The 15,856-nt window shown below is 66.2% G+C and carries 14 protein-coding genes and 1 pseudogene; 6 read left to right on the top strand and 9 right to left on the bottom strand.

Annotated features, from left to right (window positions below; all coding sequences use genetic code 11):
- The first annotated feature begins 100 nt into the window (after window positions 1-100).
- A complete protein-coding gene (locus ACWEKS_RS38060; protein ID WP_452344579.1) occupies window positions 101-1,066 on the top strand; it encodes a carbohydrate kinase family protein in 966 nt (321 codons plus the stop codon).
- Window positions 1,067-1,203: 137 nt separating this feature from the next.
- On the opposite strand, the gene ACWEKS_RS38055 is transcribed toward ACWEKS_RS38060, so the two are convergent.
- Complete coding sequence (locus ACWEKS_RS38055; protein ID WP_452344578.1) at window positions 1,204-1,557, bottom strand: hypothetical protein; 354 nt, start codon at window positions 1,555-1,557, stop codon at window positions 1,204-1,206.
- A gap of 96 nt (window positions 1,558-1,653) precedes the next feature.
- Between ACWEKS_RS38055 and ACWEKS_RS38050 the strand changes: the two genes are divergently transcribed.
- The gene (locus ACWEKS_RS38050) at window positions 1,654-2,367 is read left to right on the top strand and encodes an MBL fold metallo-hydrolase (protein WP_354847762.1); all 714 of its coding nucleotides are present in this window, start codon (window positions 1,654-1,656) and stop codon (window positions 2,365-2,367) included.
- A gap of 130 nt (window positions 2,368-2,497) precedes the next feature.
- On the opposite strand, the gene ACWEKS_RS38045 is transcribed toward ACWEKS_RS38050, so the two are convergent.
- Window positions 2,498-3,598, bottom strand: a complete 1,101-nt coding sequence (locus ACWEKS_RS38045) for a branched-chain amino acid aminotransferase (protein WP_452344577.1) — start codon at window positions 3,596-3,598, stop codon at window positions 2,498-2,500.
- A gap of 113 nt (window positions 3,599-3,711) precedes the next feature.
- On the opposite strand from ACWEKS_RS38045, the gene ACWEKS_RS38040 reads away from it, so the two are divergent.
- Complete coding sequence (locus tag ACWEKS_RS38040) at window positions 3,712-4,548, top strand: hypothetical protein (protein ID WP_452344576.1); 837 nt, start codon at window positions 3,712-3,714, stop codon at window positions 4,546-4,548.
- 334 nt (window positions 4,549-4,882) lie between these two features.
- On the opposite strand, the gene gcvT is transcribed toward ACWEKS_RS38040, so the two are convergent.
- From gcvT to ACWEKS_RS38015, 5 genes are all read right to left on the bottom strand, one after another.
- A complete protein-coding gene (gene gcvT, locus ACWEKS_RS38035; protein ID WP_452344575.1) occupies window positions 4,883-5,983 on the bottom strand; it encodes a glycine cleavage system aminomethyltransferase GcvT in 1,101 nt (366 codons plus the stop codon).
- Window positions 5,984-6,081: 98 nt separating this feature from the next.
- The gene (locus ACWEKS_RS38030; protein WP_452344574.1) at window positions 6,082-7,098 is read right to left on the bottom strand and encodes an alpha/beta hydrolase; all 1,017 of its coding nucleotides are present in this window, start codon (window positions 7,096-7,098) and stop codon (window positions 6,082-6,084) included.
- Between the two features lie 77 nt (window positions 7,099-7,175).
- Window positions 7,176-8,306, bottom strand: a complete 1,131-nt coding sequence (locus tag ACWEKS_RS38025) for an exonuclease domain-containing protein (RefSeq protein ID WP_452344573.1) — start codon at window positions 8,304-8,306, stop codon at window positions 7,176-7,178.
- A gap of 2 nt (window positions 8,307-8,308) precedes the next feature.
- Window positions 8,309-8,992, bottom strand: a complete 684-nt coding sequence (locus ACWEKS_RS38020; RefSeq protein WP_452344572.1) for a hypothetical protein — start codon at window positions 8,990-8,992, stop codon at window positions 8,309-8,311.
- A 319-nt stretch (window positions 8,993-9,311) separates the two neighbouring features.
- Window positions 9,312-10,040 carry an alpha/beta hydrolase family esterase gene (locus ACWEKS_RS38015; protein ID WP_364616471.1) on the bottom strand — a complete coding sequence of 243 codons (729 nt, stop codon included), beginning with the start codon at window positions 10,038-10,040 and terminating at the stop codon, window positions 9,312-9,314.
- A gap of 402 nt (window positions 10,041-10,442) precedes the next feature.
- On the opposite strand from ACWEKS_RS38015, the pseudogene ACWEKS_RS38010 reads away from it, so the two are divergent.
- A pseudogene (locus ACWEKS_RS38010) lies at window positions 10,443-10,816 on the top strand (IS1380 family transposase); the annotation flags it as partial.
- Window positions 10,817-10,939: 123 nt separating this feature from the next.
- Here ACWEKS_RS38010 and ACWEKS_RS38005 read toward each other — a convergent pair.
- Window positions 10,940-11,563 carry an antibiotic biosynthesis monooxygenase family protein gene (locus ACWEKS_RS38005; protein ID WP_452344571.1) on the bottom strand — a complete coding sequence of 208 codons (624 nt, stop codon included), beginning with the start codon at window positions 11,561-11,563 and terminating at the stop codon, window positions 10,940-10,942.
- A gap of 181 nt (window positions 11,564-11,744) precedes the next feature.
- On the opposite strand from ACWEKS_RS38005, the gene ACWEKS_RS38000 reads away from it, so the two are divergent.
- Entirely contained in the window at window positions 11,745-13,583 is a 1,839-nt protein-coding gene (locus ACWEKS_RS38000) for an AMP-dependent synthetase/ligase (RefSeq protein ID WP_452344570.1), read from the top strand.
- Window positions 13,584-13,622: 39 nt separating this feature from the next.
- On the opposite strand, the gene ACWEKS_RS37995 is transcribed toward ACWEKS_RS38000, so the two are convergent.
- Complete coding sequence (locus ACWEKS_RS37995; protein ID WP_452344569.1) at window positions 13,623-14,756, bottom strand: CapA family protein; 1,134 nt, start codon at window positions 14,754-14,756, stop codon at window positions 13,623-13,625.
- 456 nt (window positions 14,757-15,212) lie between these two features.
- Here ACWEKS_RS37995 and ACWEKS_RS37990 point away from each other — a divergent pair, with 456 nt between their 5' ends.
- Window positions 15,213-15,830, top strand: a complete 618-nt coding sequence (locus ACWEKS_RS37990) for a YbhB/YbcL family Raf kinase inhibitor-like protein (RefSeq protein WP_452344568.1) — start codon at window positions 15,213-15,215, stop codon at window positions 15,828-15,830.
- Window positions 15,831-15,856 lie beyond the last annotated feature (26 nt).

Genomic DNA, 15,856 nt, shown 5'->3' with positions numbered 1-15,856 from the left:
CGAACTGCGGCCCTGTCGGCCGCGTCATCCACCGCCGGCCCCCGCGTCTGTCATCTCCGTATCCCGGTGCGCAGCCGCACGTCACCGAAGGATCTACCCCGTGACCATCGCCGTGTCCGCTTCCATCGCGACCGATCACCTCATGCGTTTCCCGGGCAAGTTCTCCGATGTGCTGCTGGCCGACCAGCTGCAGCACGTGTCGCTCAGCTTCCTCGTCGATGATCTGGTCATCCGCAGGGGCGGTGTGGCCGGCAACATCAGCTATGCCATGGGCGTGCTGGGCCGCACCCCGCTGCTGGTCGGCGCCGTCGGCCAGGACTGGGGCGAGTACCGGAAGTGGTTGGAGGACAACGGCGTCGACTGTTCGGCCGTGCGCGTCTCCACCGAGGCCCACACCGCGCGCTTCGTCTGCACCACCGACGAGACCATGGCCCAGATCGCCTCCTTCTACCCGGGCGCCATGACCGAGTCCCGCGAGATCGACATCACCCAGCTGGGCCGCGACCTGGAGCTGGTGCTCGTCGGCGCCGACGACCCGGAAGCCATGCTGCGTCACACCGATCAGTGCCGCGCCGCCGGAATCCGCTTCGCCGCCGACCCCTCCCAGCAGCTGGCGCTGGTGGACGGCGAGACCATCCTGCGTCTCATCGACGGCGCGGACTACCTGTTCACCAATGAGTACGAATGGGGCATCATGCTCCAGAAGACCGGCCTGAGCGAGGCGGAAATCGGTGAGCGCGTGGGCATTCGCGTCACCACCCTGGGCTCCAAGGGCGCCAAGGTCGTCGACCGCGACGGCACCGAACTGCACGTCGACGTGGTCCCCGACATCGCCAAGGTCGACCCGACCGGCGTCGGCGACGGCTTCCGCGCGGGTTTCCTCACCGGCCAGTCCGCGGGCCTGTCCCTGGAGCGCTCGGCCCAGCTCGGCTCGCTGGTGGCGGTCCTGGTCCTGGAAACCGTTGGCCCCCAGGACTGGATCCTCGACCACGACGCCGCCATGAAGCGCCTGCGCGAGGCCTACGGCCCGGAGGCCACCGACGAGATCGAAGCCATTCTGCGCTGACCAACCACGACAATTACCGAATCTGCACGCCGATCACATAATCGGCGTGCAGATTCGTGTCGCGGCAAGCGTGTCCGGCCTCTTCACCGACCTCGGAGGGCGAAGGTCGACCTCGGAGCCTCGAGTGCGACCGGACGTCAGTCCCCGAACACCTCGTCTGCAAAGCGTGCTGTAGCCGCTCTGTCGAGCCATACGTCGAGCTGCTCGATATCGGTGCACGCCCCGACGCGAGCGACAGTCGACTCATCCACGGTGATCCCCCTGCTCCGCAAGACTGCCAGCAACGCCTTGGCCTCCCCCTTGGCCTCCCCTCTGGCCTGGCCCTCAGCTTCGCCCCGACTGAAGTAACGCCGGGCGAACTCGCTCTTGTACTCGTATGTTCCGGCGGTCATAAGGCTCTCCAGGAAGTGCCGGGCCGCCCGTGGCAGGACAGCCATTACCAGGTCAATGTACATTTCACCGTTCGGCACGTCGACAACGTTGGCGGCCACCGACCGACAACAAATCCCCTGGTCAAACGGCAATTTCGGACATATTGCCCGGATCCGGATGCCTGGTTCCAGCGGGCGGGCAATACGCTGTCAGGCATGGCCTCCGACCGTTTGTACTTTCGCCAGTTGCTCTCCGGGCGCGACTGGGCCGTGGGCGATCCGATCGCCACGCAGATGCGCAACTTCGCCTACCTGATCGGGGATCGGGACAGCGGTGAATGCGTGGTCGTCGATCCCGCGTACGAGGCGGGGCAGCTGGCCGACATCGCCGAGGCCGACGGCATGCGGCTGACCGGAGTTCTGGCCACCCACCACCACCCCGACCACGTCGGCGGCACCATGATGGGCTTCACCCTGCGCGGGGTGAAGGAGTTGCTGGAGAAGACCGATGTGGCGGTCCACGTCAATGCCGAGGAACTGCCCTGGGTCGCCAATGTCACCGGCATCGCGCCCAGCGAGCTGACCGGTCACGCACACGGCGACAAGGTCGCGGTCGGCGACTTCGAGATCGAACTCCTGCACACCCCCGGCCACACGCCGGGCAGCCAGTGCTTCCTGTTCGAGGACCGGCTGATCGCGGGCGACACCCTGTTCGTCGACGGCTGCGGCCGCACCGACTTCCCCGGCGGCGACTCCGACGCCATGTTCCGCAGCCTGCGCTACCTGGCCGACCTGAAGTCGAACCCGACGGTCTACCCGGGCCACTGGTACTCGGACGAGCCCAGCGCGTCGCTCACCCACATCAAGGAACACAACTACGTCATGCGCCCCCAGACCCTGGAGCAGTGGCACATGTTCATGCCCAGCTGACCGACACCCACGAGCGGCACCGCTCTCTGGCGGCATTGCATTCAGCGACAGGCGCTGCCTCCCGCGCCCTGAAACACCAAGCGCCCGCCCCGAATTCGTTCGGGCGGGCGCTTTTCGCTTCTTGGGCCGGTCAGGCCATGGTGCGCAGCCAGCCATGGCTATCGGCGAAGGTGCCGCGCTGGATGCCGGTGAGGCTCTCGCGCAGCGCCATGGTCACCTCGCCGGGTTCGCCGCTGCCGATGGTGAATTCGCCCTCGGCGGACCGGACCGAGCCGACCGGAATGACCACGGCGGCGGTGCCGCAACCGAAAACCTCGGTGATCTCACCGGATTCGACGCCGCTCTTCCATTCCGCGACGGAGATCTTCCGCTCCTCGACCTTGTAGCCGGAGTCGGCGGCCAGGGTGATGAGCGAGTCGCGGGTGATGCCGGGCAGCAGCGAGCCGGACAGCTCCGGGGTCACCAGGCGGGCGTCGGAGCCGCTGCCGAAGACGAAGAAGAGGTTGTTGGTGCCCATCTCCTCGACGTAGCTGTGCTCGCAGGCGTCCAGCCACACCACCTGGTCGCAGCCCTTCTCGGCGGCCTGCTGCTGGGCCAGCAGCGAGGCGGCGTAGTTGCCCGCCACCTTGGCCTCACCGGTGCCGCCGGGAGCCGCGCGCACGTACTCGGTGGACAGCCACACCTTGACCGGCTTCAGGCCGCGCGGGAAGTACGCGCCAGCGGGACCGCCGAGCAGCAGGTACTTGTAGGAGGAGGCGGGCTTCACGCCCAGCCCGACCTCGGTGGAGAACATGAACGGCCGCAGGTAGAGCGACTCCTCGCCGCCGGCGGCGGGCACCCAGTCCGCGTCCACCTCGAGCAGCTGGCGGATCGATTCGATGAACAGCTCCTCGGGCAGCTGCGCCATCGCCATGCGCGCGGCGGAGCGGCGGAAACGCGCCGCATTGGCATCCACCCGGAAGGTGGCGATGCTGCCGTCGGCCTGACGGTAGGCCTTCAGACCCTCGAAGATGGCCTGGCCGTAGTGGAACACCATGGTGGCCGGGTCCATGGCCAGCGAGCCGTAGGGCTCGACGCGGCCGTTGGTCCACTGCCCGTCCACGTAATCCATCGACACCATGTGATCGGTGAAGTAGCGCCCGAACCCCGGCTCCGCGAGAATCTCCTGCCGCCGCTCCGCCGGTAGTGGCGCGGGATGCGGTACACGGGTGAACTGTGCGGCAAGAGTCATGACCGGGAGTCTAATTCGCCGCCCTCGACCGGCTGGTGCGGGCTACCCCCTGCCGACCGGCTGGACGGTTCGGTGACCGGCCGTCGTCCCTGCCCCTGGATAGGGTGGACGGCGTGTATCCGGAGCATCCGCTGTCGAAACCGTCCAGTTCGCACCGGCCCCTGGTGATCGCGCTGATCGCAGTGAGCGTGCTGGGCCTGGTCGCCATCCTCGTCGTAGCAGCGCTGACGCCCGCACACACCGTGACCGGAACCGCGCTGCCCGCAGACCAATACGGGCCGCAGGACACCGCGACCCGCACCAAACCGCTGCCCACCACGACGGCGAGCGCACCACGATCCACCATCGCCTCACTCACGCCGGGATGGCAGACGTCCTACTCCATCTCGCGCAATGCCGTCTACGACGTGCCGCAGGGCTGGACGGTCCCGACACCGACCACGGTCGTCGGCTTCGAGGGCGGCGGCGGGCGCGTGGTGATGAGCGGTGCGGCGGAACTCTCCCCGAAGGCCTGCGACGGCCACCACTCGAAAGCCATCGCGGGCGTGACAGGCTCGAAACTGGGCGACGTGTCCGCCGCGGCCAAGGACGTGGCCGGCAGCTGGGCCACCGTGGCCGGAGCCAACGACGACCGCCCCAACTCCACGTACACGCTGAGCAATGTCGAAACCCTCACGGTGCAGGGCAAACCCGCCGCACACGTGACAGCGACCCTCGCCAACCCGGGCCCGGACGACTGCTCGCACCCGGCCACCTCGATCGTCCACGCCGTCGCGGTGCCCGGTAACAACGGCCAGTCCGTGGTCATGCTCATCTACGCCGACCAGGGCACGGACGGCACGGCCACCGACGACACCATCCGCACGATGTTCAACTCCCTCCGCCCCGCCGGACTCGACGCCGCAGCCTGCAAACAGGACAACGACGTCGTCGGCACCTGGTGCGGCTGAGACCCAGAGCGGCATGAGCCCCGGTGCAACAGCCCGGACTCCGATGCAGTCGCGACTCTGGGGGCGGGCCGTGGGCTCTGAAAGGGGTGAGGTCTCGTGCGGCCGGCGAATTGGTGTGGCCGAGACCAAATACGGCTGGGGATCTGGGTTCAGCTGAGGCGATGGCGCGGCCGGACGCTTGTTCGGCGACCAGGCTGGTCGCGGCGAAGTGATCCAGGAAAAGCCTGGGAACCGCCGCCACGACCGACCGGCCCCCACCAGTCGTCCACAACGCGCGCGATGGCGTCGTAGTCGCCAGAGGCGGCTGGTCGGATCCGTGGCTCAGGAAACCTGCTCAGGCAGTGCGGGTTTCGACGAACGGGGGGCGGATGACCTCGCAGCGCAGGCGGCGGCCGCGGACATCGACCTCGACCTCGTCGCCGGGCTCGAGGCCCGCGGCGGTGTCGAGCAGGGCCAGGGCGATGCCGACCTTGAGGGAGGGCGAGAAGGTGCCGGAGGTGGTTTCGCCGACCTGGGCGTCACCGCGCATCACGGTCTGGCCCTGCCGGAGCACGCCCCGGTCGATCGCCTTGAGCCCCATCAGGATTCGACGGGGACCGGCGGCCTTCTCGGCCTCCAGCGCCGACTTGCCCCAGAACTCCGGCTTCTTCCAGCCGACGGCCCAGCCGGTGCGGGCCTGGAGCGGCGAAATGTCCAGCGACAGTTCGTGTCCGTGCAGCGGGTAGCCCATCTCGGTGCGCAGGGTGTCGCGCGCGCCGAGTCCGGCGGGCTGGCCGCCGGCGGCCTGCACCTCGCTCACCAGCGCGCGGAAGACGGCCTCTGCGTCGGCCCAGCGGGGCAGCAGCTCGTAGCCGTGCTCACCGGTGTAGCCGGTGCGGCACACCCGGATCGGGCGGCCGTCCCACTCGGCGTCGGCGTAGGCCATGTACTCCATGTCCGTCGGCAGGCCGAGCTTGGCGAGGACCTCCGCCGACCGCGGGCCCTGCACGGCGAAGACCGCGTACCCGCGATGCTCGTCGGTGATGGTGATGCCCTCGGGCGCGACCTTCTGCAGCTCCGCCACCACGGTCGCGGTATTGGCCGCATTGGGCACCAGGAAGATCTCGTCATCGCTCACGTAGTAGGCGATGAGGTCGTCGATGACCCCGCCCTCCGGCGTGCAGCACAGCGTGTACTGCGCCTTTCCCGGGCGAATCCGATTCAGGTCGTTGGTGAGTGCCGAGTTCACGAAGGCCGCGGCACCCGCGCCCTTGACCGTCGCCTTGCCGAGATGGCTGACGTCGAAAAGCCCGACAGTGGTGCGCACCGCCGTGTGCTCCCCCACGGTGCCCGCGTACGAAACCGGCATCTCCCACCCCCCGAACGGAGCGAAGGTAGCGCCCAGCTCGACATGGACGGCGTGGATGGGTCCCTGCAGCAGCTTCTCGTCGGTCACCCGGAGCAGCTTATCGGCCCGCCCGCACCGGAGTCACAGCGGAACCGAACGGGTGGTCGTCCGGCGTGGTGCCTCGATCCACAGGCCCAGGCTGCGAGTCACACGCCGAGACTGCGGGCGATTCCGGGCCAGGCGTTGTGAAAGTCGGCCTGCCACGAGGTCCAGTTGTGGCCGCCGCCGGGGAGGTAATCGAACGTGGCCGGGAGGTTCAGGTCTTCGATGCTGGATTGCAGGGCGCGGGTGCAGGTTTCGACGGTGGATTCGAGTGCCGTGCTGGACGCGCCGACTTGGCCACCGCCTGCCGCAGCCGGGTTCGCACCGGTTCCAGCGGCCACATAGAGGTCGGTGCCACGGAGTTTCTCGAGGTTGGCGGGGGTGGACGGGTCATTCGCGGTCCAGGCCGGGGAGCCATCGACACCCCAGATGTTCCAAGGGTTCCCGCCGCCGGAGAGAACCGTGGCCTGCAGGTAGCGGCGGCCGGGGTCGGTGCCGGTCTGCGCGCAGCCGCTGAAAGACCCGACGCTCTGATAGAGACCAGGGGCGGATTCGGCGAGGGCGAGGGCGGAGGTGGCCGACATCGATACTCCCGCAAGGGCATTGCGGCCGGAGGCACCGAGGGCCGAGTCCATGACGGGCGGGAGTTCCTGGGTGAGGAAGGTGGTCCACTTGTTGCGGCCGAGCATCGGGTCGTCGGACTGCCAGTCCGTGTAGTAGGTGTAGCGGCCGTCGAGGACGTTCACCACATTGACGTTCTGGTCGGCCAGGAAGTCGACGACATCGGTGCGGGTCTCCCAGGAGACCTCGTTGCCGTTCCCATCGATGCCGTCCTCTGCGCCATTGAGCAGATACACCGTCGAACGCGGCATGGAATTGTCGGCGGCGCGAATGACCGAGAGTTCGATGACGCGGTTCATCGCAGCCGAATACACGAATACGGTGGATTTGCGATCGTCCCGCTGGACGAGATGGTCGATATGCGAGCCGTCGGCCGCGAATGCCGCACCGGAATTCAGCGGTTCCGCGGCGGACGCGAGCCCCGGCATCACAGCAAAGCCCGCCGCTACCAGGGCGATTCCCGCCGACACCCACCGACGCCGACCACCTGCATTCGTCATTTCCGCCTCTAACTCATTCGACCGATTCCCCTCACCTTCTTTACCTAGCCCGTCAAACCCACGCAACAACGCACTTCTCACACCCCGCCCCGACCTCCGGACAACCCGGTCCCAGCACCCACACAGGCCACGAACGCGGCCTCGTCCATGATCTCGATCCGCTGCCCCCGCGTCCGCAACTCGGCGACCCGGCGCGCCTTCGTCGTGGTGAACGCATCGGGATCGACACCACGAAAGCCGTCACCAATGACCAGCCGGGTCGTGCGCCGAGTGACGTTCCGCGCGGGAGTCGCGCCACATGCCGCGATGGCATCCCACGCTTCCTGGCGGGTCATAGCGGCGAGATCACCTGTGAATACGACGATTTCGCCGTACAGCGGGTGCGATGGATCGGTGCCGGTGACCGCCGGCAGCACCAATTCCTCACGGCCGAACCAGGATCGGCGCGGTGGGCGTTCGGCCGCGGTCGGCACAGCCCACCCCGCAGGCCCCGACGCCCGTCCCGCAGACCCCGGCGTCGCCATCATCCGGCCCGCTGTCATTGGCGTCTCCATTGTCCAGCCCTCGGACACCGAGGTTTGTCTCGCTCGCTGCCCGGCCACCGGTATCAGCGTGTTGGCCGCGGACTTTCGCGATGTCCGATCTGTTCGCAAGGGACGGTCGACCACCATGCGCTCGAGCGCAGACAGCGAATCGACTCCGGCCCGGGCAGCCAGGGCGATCACGATGTCGGCCGCTGCGGCGGCATCGGCGGCCGCGTCGTGGTGGTTGGTGAAGTCGATGCCCAGAGCGGCCGCGACGTGCGGCAGGCGGTAGCTGTCCAGGCTCAGATGGCGGCGGGCCAGGGCGAGGCTGCAGCTGTAGGACCAGGCCGGTATCCGAATTCCGCTGCGGCCGCAGGCTTCCCGTATCGCACTGCTGTCGAATCCGACATTGTGGGCGATGACGGGAAGCTCGCCGACCAGGCTCTCCACCTCCGCCCAGCGCTGCGCGAACTCCGGCTTGTCGGCGACCATGGCCGCCGAGATCCCGTGCACGCGAATGTTGTGCCAGTTGAAGAAGTCCAGCCCCGCAGGCGGACGGCACAGCCACGACGAGGTCTCCTCGTGCCGCCCATCCCGCACGACGGTGACGCCGACCGCGCAGATACTGCCCCGCGCGGAATTAGCGGTCTCGACATCGATGGCGGCGAACGACAGTCCCGCCATACTCACCGCACCGCGAGCGGCAACGGCCGTGCGGCCGCGCCACCGAGGTCCTCCAGAAAAGGCCGGGCAAGCCGTAGCGACTCGAACGCCGCCCACGCATCCGCCAGATCCGCGAGCCCCCGCGCCAGCGTGAGCACCGGCCGAATGTGATCAGCTGCCACATCCACCTGAAACTGCGGCAGCGCAACCTCATCCGGCGCCACGATCACCGGCCACTGCGGCCTGGTGAGCTTCCCGCCGCTCGCATCCTGATGCTCGACGAACCGCTGGTCGGCCGATTCGATTGCGGCACGGACGGTTTCGACAGTCGCATCGACATCGACAATCCTGGCAGCCCCGATGTTCGGACCGTCCGCGACCGCCGCAGCGGCCCCAACGCCCACCACGTCCGCCAACTGGTCGCCGTCGCCCGCCGTCCCGGCCTGCTGAGCGCGAATACCCACCGTGCCGGCCGTCTGGGCGTCGTTACCCACTGCTTCGGGGGCAGGAGCGTCATTGCCTGCCTCAACGATCGGATATCCGGCTGTGAGGCTCTCGATCTCCGCCGCGCGCGACCGTTCCAGCACCCAAGCGCCCGATAGCCGCGACTCCCCCAGCGCCGCACCCACATTCACATGCCAGATGACCAGCCGCTCCCCGGCCGCACCGAGCACCGCCAGGGTATGAAGGTCGAACGAGGCAGCCATAACGCTCCACGGTCGTGACGGACAGATACCGCGCTACGTTAGAGCATCCCTCCGACAAACATCCGCGAACCCCACGCGAATCATCAACGGACCCAAACAGTTCCGACCGACCTGGTTTCCGCCACGCACTCGACCCGCAGTACCGAAGCCCACAGCTCGACCCGCGCCGAGCCCTCGTCGACCCTGGCCACCGCCGGCTGCACCACCTGGTCTTGCAAAAAACCCTGCCCTGCACCAAGAAAACGCCCCGAGCCCAATGCATGGACGGCATGCGATCCAGCCCAGAGACGGCGGCGGCGCAATAGCCACCTCTCAGTGGTCATGGGAGAGTGCGGGAATCGAGGAAGTTCCAGAGCTGATCGCGTAGATCCTGGCCGATGGCCCCGGTAGGCCACTGGTGTGTCGTGTTGTATTCGACTCGCCACGAGACGTTCGTTCCGGCGGCGCAGGGCTGATAGTTCGTATGGGTGCCGTAACGGTCGGAGGTGGGGTCTGCTGTCGCTGGGCAGCGGTCACGGCGGATCCAGTCACGGACGTTTGCAAGGCCGACCGCGAGGTTGGAGATGGGGTCGAACGCCCCTTGGAATATTCCGACCGCAATAGGGCGGCTCGGTGTGCACGGGGTGCCGACGGCACTGGGTTCGAGCGGGTTGGGATCCGTCGGGTCGGTGCCTTCCCACGAGGTGACAGCGGCGAACAGGTCCGCGGCGTCGCAGGCCATCCGCTGAGACATGATCGCTCCATCGGACCAGCCGTCGGCGTAGACGCGGTGGGTGTCGACACACCAGGTCGATTCGATGTCGGTGACGACTTGCTCGAGGAAGGTGACGTCGACAGACCCCTGCTCGAAGTGCCAGGTTTTGTCGAACTCGGTGCCTTGCGGGTAGGCGACGATGAAATTGTGAGCCGCTGCGTAGGAACTCCATCCGGTTTCGCGTTCGATGCCGGCCGAGGTGTCACCGGTGCCGTGCAGGCTGATCAGCAACCCAACCGCCGGGCCTGCCAATCCCTGCGGCACGTTGAGCGTGTAACTGCGAGTGCCGATCATTCGTGTGACAGTGCCGCCGGTCGGTGCGAGCGTGCAGCCGGCCGCCGAAGCCTCCCCAGCGATCGGCCCGGTCGGCACAAGGACGGCAACAATCACCCCAACGGCTGTCAGGAAAGTGCTCAAAACACTGCCGACGCGTAGGGAACTCATCGCCGAACTCCTCCTCGTCAGGGCTGGCCGCCCAGCGTTGATCCAATAGGCAATCCCGCGGGTGATGATGATGACGAAAATATGGGTACGGGCGCGAGCATCCCCGCCGATCACATGTCCTAGTGATCGGCGATGTGGGTTCCCGTCGAGCTGGGATGATCGCCGTGCTCAGGCAGGTCTAGAAGGGCACTGCGGGGGCAAGTTTCGCATATGTTCGCCCGGAGTCAGCGGTGCTCGATGATCTAGAAACGCGTGTCGCGGGCCGGTCCGGTGCCGGTGATGCGGCTGGCCGAGCAGCCCAGACCGGGTGAGATGCAAGCGAGGAAGCTTGCGACACTGATCGCCCGGATGTGGGTGCGCACGGAAAGCATCGATGATGTCGACGTGCCGCACGGCGGCGGCATAGGCAGGGTGTTCGACCGGGTGTATGCGCCGTCAAAGATCGGAACCTTGTTGCGGGAGTTCGGTTTCGGGCATGACCGTCAATCAACTGGAATCCAGTGCTGATCAAGATTGCGGGCAAACATGTCCTGCGCAAAGAGCTTTCGCCACCGGCGATCGCGATCAGTCACCGGCCTCGCCGCGCCGCGCCGGCGATCGTGGAAATACGGCTGCGCGCCGGGAAACTGCCCCGACCGACCGAGCACGGCCGCGCGCTGCGGCCGTGCTGCGGTGACCACCTGCTCAAGGACGGACCCGACGTGTCGAACCTCCGGTCTCGGCCTGCCGTTTCGCTGACCCGCTCGAGGTCAGACCAGTTCGGGGACACGCAAATGCGCCAATGCCAAGTCGAATTCGCGGACGTCGATGGCCTCGACGCGTGCCTGCCGGGCGGCGTCCACGCGCAACGCGGCCGACGCGATCCGGTTGCGTTCCATCGCCTCGGCATTCTCGTAGACGCTGGACGAGACGGCACGACCCGACGACCTGTTCACCATCAGGCTCGCGCTGCAGAACCCCTCGAGCTGCTGCTCCATACCGGGCAAGGTGTGGTCCCGGTAGACCTCGATGGCGTTGTCGATCCTGCTGGGATCGGTCTTCACCCAGGTGACACGCGCACACGCACCCTGCGGCGTCAGATGCGCGCGATGCATGGCCACGATCTCCCATTCCTCGACCATCGGACTGCCGCCGAATATCTCTGCCGCGCGATTGCGAAGCGGGATCGCCTGCTCAGCGCTGGCCCGCATGGCATCCTCGGATTCCCATGAGGTCGTCACGATGCACCGGCCGGTGTGCCGATCGACGAGCAACGAAAGCCCTATACAACCGGGAATGCCCTCCAGCCCCGGCATAACCTCGTCCCGCACATGTGCGATCCCGGATTCGAGAGCGGAAAGTTGCGCCTGAAGCGTGGTAGACCGTGCGAACACGATCCACCTCCTTTCTGCACAGAGGCAGCGCCCGGTGGCGCCACCGGTGCCTCTCACAGTGCCCCCTACCGATCACCAGGGCAATAGCGGCCGACCCCGACGGCCTCGGGCAGTCCCCGCTACACGATTTTTCTCGTCCGAGCGCCTCATCGATCGGCCGGGGAATCCCTAGAATCAAGTGATGACGTTCCTCCGGCAATCCGAGGAACTTCCCGATCTCAGCAAGATCGAGGACCGGGCATCATCGGTTGCCCAGATACTGGTCGACCGCATCGCCGAGACTCCAGAGGCGGAGGCGTTCCGATTCCTCGAGGGCGAGCGCTGGACCAGTGTGTCTTGGAAGCAGTTCGGTGACCGCGTCGACATACTCGCCGCCGGGCTGATTGCACTGGGAATCCAGGCCGAAGAACGGGTCGCGCTTGCGTCGTCCACGCGTTACGAATGGGTGCTCGCCGACTTCGCCGTCATGTGCGCCGGCGCGGCCACTACCACCGTGTACCCCACCACCAACGCCCCCGGCGTCGCGTTCATTGTCGCCAATTCGGGCAGCCGGATCGTGGTTGCCGAGGATCAGGCACAGGTCGACAAGCTGATCGAGCATCGCGCCGAGTTGCCCGACGTGCAAAAGGTGGTGATCTTCGATGGCGAAGGCGACGGAGACTGGGTAATCACGCTCGACAACCTCGAAGAACTCGGATACCGACTGCTCGCCGAATCCCCCGACGCGATCGCCGACCGCGTCCGCGGCATCCGGCCCGAGCACCTGAGCAGCATCATGTACACCTCTGGGACGACCGGCACCCCGAAGGGTGTTCGGCTGCCGCATTCCGCATGGACGTACAGCGCCGGAGCAATCGACGTGTTGAATGTCCTCCGCCCCGACGACCTGAACTTTCTGTGGTTGCCGCTGTCCCACGCTTTCGGCAAAGTGATGTTGGCGCTGTCACCGCTGATCGGCTTTCCCACGGCGATCGATGGCCGGGTCGACAAAATCGTGGACAACCTCGCGATATTGCACCCCACCATCGTGGCGGCCGCCCCTCGCATCTTCGAAAAGGCGCATGCCCGTATCGAGGGCATGATGGCGGAAGAAGGCGGGATCAAGAAGAAGCTCTTCGACTGGGCGGTCGGGGTTGGCCTGAAGGTCTCGCGTGCCAGGCAGGCAGGCAAGGATCCGTCGTTGCTGGTTTCCTTGCAGCACAAAGTCGCCGACAGGCTGGTGCTTTCCAAAGTCCGCGAACGCTTCGGTGGCCGGCTGAGGTTCTTCGTTTCGGCAGCGGCCCCCTTGGACCGCGATGTCGCGCAGTGGTTCGACGCGATCGGCATCATCGTTCTCGAAGGCTACGGCCTGACCGAGACCGCCGCCGCCTCGTTCATCAACCGGCCGGATGCCTACCGCTTCGGAACCGTAGGCAAACCATTCCCCGGCACCGAGGTCGAGATCGCCGAGGACGGCGAGATCCTGCTCAGAAGTCCCGGTGTGATGAGTGGCTATCACGACCGCCCGGAGGCCACCGCCGAGGCTTTGGACGCGGACGGCTGGTTCCGCACCGGCGACATCGGCGAGATCGACGCAGCAGGATTCCTGCACATCACCGACCGCAAGAAGGACCTGTTCAAAACCTCGCAGGGCAAGTACGTCGCACCCTCCGCGATTGCCGCCACGTTCAAGGGAATATGTCCGTACGCAGCGGAATTCATCGTCTACGGAGAGACACGACCCTATTGCGTCGCGTTGGTCGGCCTCGACACCCAGAGCATCACCGAATGGGCCGGCAAGCACGGTCTGGCAGACAAACCGCTCGCCGAAATCGCGCGGGACCAGAAGACCCACGACGTGATCGAGGCCTACGTCGCCCACCTCAACACCCAACTCAATCGCTGGGAACAGATCAAGAAGTTCGACATCATCGATCACGAATTGTCCGTCGAGACCGGTGATCTCACTCCGAGTATGAAACTGCGCCGCAAGATAGTCATCGAGAACCTCGCCGACAGCATCGACGCCCTCTATGTCTGAAGTCGACCGATGACTTTCGCTTCGAGGCGTGAGTTCGGCTCAGCCCCAGCGAATCTCGAGCAGGTCGTCGGCTCCGCGGTCGATACGGGTGTGGAATCGGCGGCTGATGTGAGTGAGCGTCTTACCCAGCCAATCGGCCTCGGCCCGGGAAGCATGTTCGAGCCGCATGCGGCGTACCCGCATGGGCAGCATCCGGATTCCGGTCGGCTGCCCGCCGGGCTCGACCGAAACCAGGTAGAGCAGCCGCAGTTCGGGACGATAGGACTCATATCCGGGGATGCCTTCGTAGTCGTCGATGACGTCACCACAGCCGTAGAAAATCGGTCTGCCGTGGTAGATCTCGACGGGGCGAGGATGGTGCGATGAATGCCCATGCACGATGTCGACGCCGGCGTCGATGAGCCATTGCGCGAATTGGATTTCGCTCCGTCCGATCCCGTAGCCCCAATTCGGGCCCCAATGCATGGACACGATCAGAGTATCGCCGGGACGCTTGTGCGCCAACGCTTCCGCCGCGACATGGTCGGCGGCACTACGCCCCAACGGATCACCGGGCAGCCACACTCCCGGCCGATCATGCTGCGCGGCCCACGCCAGCGGCACGCCGCTGCTGGTGCTGGCAACCGAGACGATGACCACCCGTAACCCGGTGCCCGGCTGCACAACCACCGGGCGGCAGGCCGCGTCGATGCTCGTTCCCGCCCCGGCTGTGCCGATGCTCGCCGCGTCGAGCGCGGCGAGAGTATCGCGCAGGCCGCTGTTTCCGAAGTCGAGGACGTGGTTGTTCGCCAACGCGCAGGCGTCGGGCCGAAACGCTTTCAGCGTCGCGATATTGGCTGGGTTCATCCGATAATGGATGCCCTTGGCGGGCGCAAATACGCCGTCGATGGTGATCGACGTTTCGAGGTTTATCAGCCGGACCTCGGGTGCCAATTGGTCGAGCATCGGCCCGACGTCGCCCCACGGCCAGTCGAAGTCGACCGGGTACGGTATCGGCCCGTTCGTTTTCTCGGCCAGCTCGACGTAGCGGCGGGCGTCATCGACCCACGGTTCGTACAACAGCGGATCACCCGGATGCGGCTGGATCTGGTCGACGCCGCGACCGAGCATCACATCACCGCCCAGCAGCACGGTGACCGGACTCTGTTGCGGTGGACTACTCGTCTGCGTCATCGCTTATCGATCGATTCACCACCTCAGGCAGGGCACCGGGTTTCCCCGGCTTCAATGATTCACGGCCCCAACAGGATTCGCTCGAGCCGAAGGTCCCTCGACCCAGCGACCGAATGTCATCTGACCGTTCACGACCGACTCGAAAGCGGCTGGCCGCGGTGATTCTCTTCCGCTGAGTTGGCGGGCGTGTGCAGTCCGTAATGGCCATTGTACCGGTGGGAATACCGTTCCGATGACCTTCGCTTCTGGGCGGGGTCGGGGCAGAAGCGCAGAATCTATGTATCGCACGAATCGATTCGCCCAGGCAGAGGTTCGGACGACAGTGTGGTCGACCGACAAGATGAGATTCCCCCAATGGCGCGGGAACGCCGCAGAATGATCCCACCGACGAGCTGTGTTGATTGCGTCCTCATCGCCATCGCCACCTGAATAGCGGAGGCTTTGCGGGCCGCATGAGTGGAAGGCATCGTTATGAAGGTCCGAAGTGATTCATTCGACGCTGATGCGCGCATTCCGGCCGCGTTCGCCTACGGCGTGCCGGATGCCGTGCACCATGTCCGGGCGGGCGCCAATCGCAACCCGCATCTGGCGTGGGACGAGGTGCCGGCGGGAACACGATCGTTCGCGGTCGTGTGCTGCGACCCCGACGTACCCCGCACCGGCTCGGACGTGAACATCGAGGGGCGAACGGTGCCGGAGGAGTTGCCGCGCAACGACTTCTACCATTTGGTGCTGTTCGATATCCCAGCCGACGTGCGACAGATCGCCGCAGGCAGCCTCCAGACCGCGCACGGCGGGGCGGGTCCGGCTGCACCCCATCATGCGCGGTACGGCCTCAACGACTTCAGCAGTGCGAAAATGGATCATTACGGCTACGACGGCCCCTGCCCACCCTGGAACGACCAGCGCATCCATCACTACGTGTTCACCGTCTGCGCCCTGGATGTCGAACAACTGCCGCTAAAGCAGGCAGTGACCGGAAAACAGCTGCGCCAAGCGATGATCGGCCACGTCCTAGGGCAAGCCGACCTCGTCGGCACTTACACGCTCAACTCCGCCCTGAGCTCGAACTGAGCCACCCGAGCGCATGGCACGCCGGA

Source organism: Nocardia sp. NPDC004711, from assembly GCF_053601595.1.
The sequence above is the reverse complement of the archived record's forward strand: the minus strand, read 5'-3'. Positions and strand labels throughout refer to the sequence as shown.

Bases quoted from the DNA above. Each gene is read 5' to 3' on its own strand.
- ACWEKS_RS38050 (WP_354847762.1), top strand. From the start codon at position 1,654: ATGGCCTCCGACCGTTTGTACTTTCGCCAGTTGCTCTCCGGGCGCGAC.
- ACWEKS_RS38045 (WP_452344577.1), bottom strand. From the start codon at position 3,598: ATGACTCTTGCCGCACAGTTCACCCGTGTACCGCATCCCGCGCCACTA.
- ACWEKS_RS38030 (WP_452344574.1), bottom strand. From the start codon at position 7,098: ATGACGAATGCAGGTGGTCGGCGTCGGTGGGTGTCGGCGGGAATCGCC.
- ACWEKS_RS38025 (WP_452344573.1), bottom strand. From the start codon at position 8,306: ATGGCGGGACTGTCGTTCGCCGCCATCGATGTCGAGACCGCTAATTCC.
- ACWEKS_RS38020 (WP_452344572.1), bottom strand. From the start codon at position 8,992: ATGGCTGCCTCGTTCGACCTTCATACCCTGGCGGTGCTCGGTGCGGCC.
- ACWEKS_RS38015 (WP_364616471.1), bottom strand. From the start codon at position 10,040: ATGATCGGCACTCGCAGTTACACGCTCAACGTGCCGCAGGGATTGGCA.
- ACWEKS_RS38000 (WP_452344570.1), top strand. From the start codon at position 11,745: ATGACGTTCCTCCGGCAATCCGAGGAACTTCCCGATCTCAGCAAGATC.
- ACWEKS_RS37995 (WP_452344569.1), bottom strand. From the start codon at position 14,756: ATGACGCAGACGAGTAGTCCACCGCAACAGAGTCCGGTCACCGTGCTG.